The organism is Pseudoalteromonas sp. SG41-5 (assembly GCF_014164495.1).
In the GTDB taxonomy this organism is placed as follows: Bacteria; Pseudomonadota; Gammaproteobacteria; order Enterobacterales; family Alteromonadaceae; genus Pseudoalteromonas; species Pseudoalteromonas rhizosphaerae.
In genome coordinates this window covers 1-2991 of sequence record NZ_JACJFH010000192.1, presented here as the reverse complement: position 1 = coordinate 2991, position 2991 = coordinate 1, and the positions used below count along the sequence as shown (strand labels likewise).

The following is a 2991-nucleotide window of genomic DNA, read 5'->3' as shown; positions in this document are numbered from 1 at the left end:
TAAAAAAGCCTAGGTTATAAATAACCTAGGCTTTTTTGTAAAAACATATCGTTTAACTTTACACGTCGATTTTGGTTAACCAGCCATGGGTGTCTGGTGCTTTACCCCATTGAATATCGTTCAAGGCTTGGCGCAAACGCATTGTCGTTGGCCCTGCTTCACCACTGCCCACTTTGTATTCTTTATCATTATGAATAAAAGTACCCACTGGGGTTAATACCGCAGCAGTGCCAGATAAAGCAGCTTCAGTACCCGGTTTTGCAGCACGCTCAAGTAATTCAGTGACTGTAAAATTGCGCTCGGATACTGTCATACCTAAATCTTTAGCGATGGTTAAAATACTGCTGCGCGTCACGCCATGTAAAAAGGTGCTGTCTAGCGCTTTAGTAATAATTTCATTACCATCAATTAAAATAAAGTTTGCGGCACCAGTTTCTTGTACATCACCGCCTGGGCAGAATAGAATTTGGTCGGCTTGATGTTGCAAGCGTGCTGCCGTAATGGGTGCTAATGCACTAGCGTAGTTACCACCACTTTTGATCATACCCATGTGCGGGGCACAGCGCATACCATCTTCTTCTAGTAATACTCGCAACGCAGTCGCGCCACCAGCAAAGTAATCACCCACAGGTGATAATAGCACATACAATAATGAACTTAATGACGGCACAGCCGCTTTACCAATGGCAGCTTCAGTACCGATATGAGTTGGACGAATATACATAGAGCCCGGTGGTAACGGCGTTTCATCAGCATACTGGCGGACAATATCAATGATCATTTTTTCAAGCTTGGCTCCATCAACTTCAGGTAAGCTTAATAAATGCGAGCTTTGTTTCATGCGGGCAATGTTAGCGTCCATGCGGAAAATATAGACTGAGCCGTCTTCATGGCGAAATGCTTTTAACCCCTCAAAACATGTACTTGAATAGTGAAGAACATGTGCACCAGCATGAAGTTCAATTTTATCTGACGGAACAACAGAGCTTTCGCTCCAAGCGTTATCAGTAAAACGTGCTTGAATCATCTGCGGCATAAATACGGTACCGAATGCGGCCATTTTAATCTCTCTTATGTGGTCTACTTTTACCCCATTGTATGACATTCATGCACTGTTTAACCATAACTAAAACAAGGCATTTATTGGAAGTAACAGGATTTTTTGCAATTTCGTCAGTATTTAACTTTGGTAGGTCCTATTATTCTGCTTTGCGGCGTCATTTCCAGCTCTCTAAACGATGAATGTAGGACTGCAGTCTCAGATATAAAACTGATCTCCGCAACTTGATAAGCCGTATTTTACTGCTAGGCTAACTGGTGGAAAAGCATGAAAATAATGATAAGCACCCATCATTTAGTTGGTTTTTTGCATCCATTTTACATCATCATACGTTTACTAACTGACAATAATAATAGGAACTCTATGGAAACCGACGAATTATTACCCCTACTAAGTGCAACCGCGCAGGGCAATAAACAGGCATTTGCTAAATTGTATAATGCCACAAGCGCAAAGCTGTTTGCGATCAGCTTAAAAATGTTAGGCAATCGTGCTCATGCCGAGGAAGCGCTGCAAGATGCATTTGTGAAAATTTGGCACAATGCATCTGATTATCAAGTAACCAAAGGCACAGTGATCAGCTGGATGATCAGCATTGTTCGTTATCGTAGCTTAGACTCTTTGCGCTATCACAAAGTGCGTAAAGAGCAATCCTTAGATGACGACTCTGCAATCTCAGATGATTTAACTGACTCACCTTTAGCTATTGATTACGAAGATAAAAGTAAACTCGTTGATTGTATAGAGCAACTAGATGAACAGCAAAAACAAGCGATCCACTTAGCCTACTACAAAGGCTTGACTCACAGTGAGTTAGTTGATCATATTGATACTCCGCTTGGCACAGTAAAAAGCTGGATCAGACGCGGCCTGCAACAGTTGCAAAGGTGCTTAACGTTATGAATTATGACAATCAAAAACTTATCGATATGTTGGCGGCTGAATACGTGTTAGGGACCTTAAAAGGCTCTGCTCGTAAACGCTTTCAACGTTTAATGCTCTCATCAAATCGTGTTCGAGAAGCAACCTGGATGTGGGAGCAACATTTAAATAATTTAGCCAGCTCAATTAAATCTGTGCCGCCTGATAGCCACGTTTGGGAAGCAATTTCACAGCGTATTGACCCACAGCAAGCAGTGGTACCAAACAATGTTATTCAACCTAAAACAAGTATTTGGCAAGCGTGGTCGTTAATTGCTACCGCAGCAAGTATCGTATTAGCTTTGATTATTTGGCAGCCACAAACGCCTGTCGGGCAAAACACTCAGCAAATTGCGCTGTTTAAAGATGCCAGCGAAAAACCATTATGGTTTATCGATATCAACGAACAAGGTTTATCAATAAAAGCCAGCGACAAATTGACCGCCAGAACTGATAAGGATTATGAACTGTGGATGATATTAAAAGGTCAAGATGCACCTATTTCGTTGGGCCTTTTACCAAAAGATGGCGTTAAATCGCTATTAAAAGACTCACGTTTCAACGCGCAAGATATCGCATTACTTGCCATAAGTTTAGAACCTATTGGAGGCTCACCAACAGGCTCTCCCACCGAAGTACTGTACACAACTGAGTTAATTTCACTGTAAGTAAACCAACAACACGCACTAAAAAGCCAGCAAAAGCTGGTCCTTTATTCCATTAAATTCAACGAGGTAATTTTAAATATACATTCCATTAATATTTTTTACTTTTTATTGCATCCAATGGTAATTGCTTTGCGTATTAGTAGTGACCACTATCTAAAACTAAAGGACAAAGTCATGAAAGCTTTAACTCCCTCAATATTAGCAGTTGTAGTATGTAGTACCTTAGTAAGCGTCCCATCAGAGGCGTCAAGTCACCGTGAAGCTCCAAATATCAGTCGCTTCCCGACTTTAGATTCAACAGATTTTTATGCATTTAACAGTTATGAACAAGGCCGTGGTGAT

General features: G+C 41.1%; 4 protein-coding genes. 3 read left to right on the top strand and 1 reads right to left on the bottom strand.

What is annotated here, in order from left to right; all coding sequences use genetic code 11:
• Window positions 1-58: 58 nt before the first annotated feature.
• Window positions 59-1060, bottom strand: coding sequence for a branched-chain amino acid aminotransferase (locus H5232_RS22780; protein WP_182717589.1), 1002 nt, complete (start codon window positions 1058-1060; stop codon window positions 59-61).
• A gap of 363 nt (window positions 1061-1423) precedes the next feature.
• On the opposite strand from H5232_RS22780, the gene H5232_RS22775 reads away from it, so the two are divergent.
• The 3 genes from H5232_RS22775 to H5232_RS22765 form a co-directional block, all read left to right on the top strand.
• Entirely contained in the window at window positions 1424-1963 is a 540-nt protein-coding gene (locus H5232_RS22775; RefSeq protein WP_182717590.1) for a sigma-70 family RNA polymerase sigma factor, read from the top strand.
• Window positions 1960-2649: an anti-sigma factor domain-containing protein gene (locus H5232_RS22770; protein WP_182831582.1), complete on the top strand. Its 690-nt coding sequence runs from the start codon at window positions 1960-1962 to the stop codon at window positions 2647-2649. The genes H5232_RS22775 and H5232_RS22770 overlap by 4 nt, the downstream gene beginning before the upstream one ends.
• 174 nt (window positions 2650-2823) lie before the next feature.
• Window positions 2824-2991: DUF4331 family protein (locus tag H5232_RS22765; RefSeq protein WP_182831581.1), on the top strand; the 168-nt coding region annotated here is incomplete at its 3' end.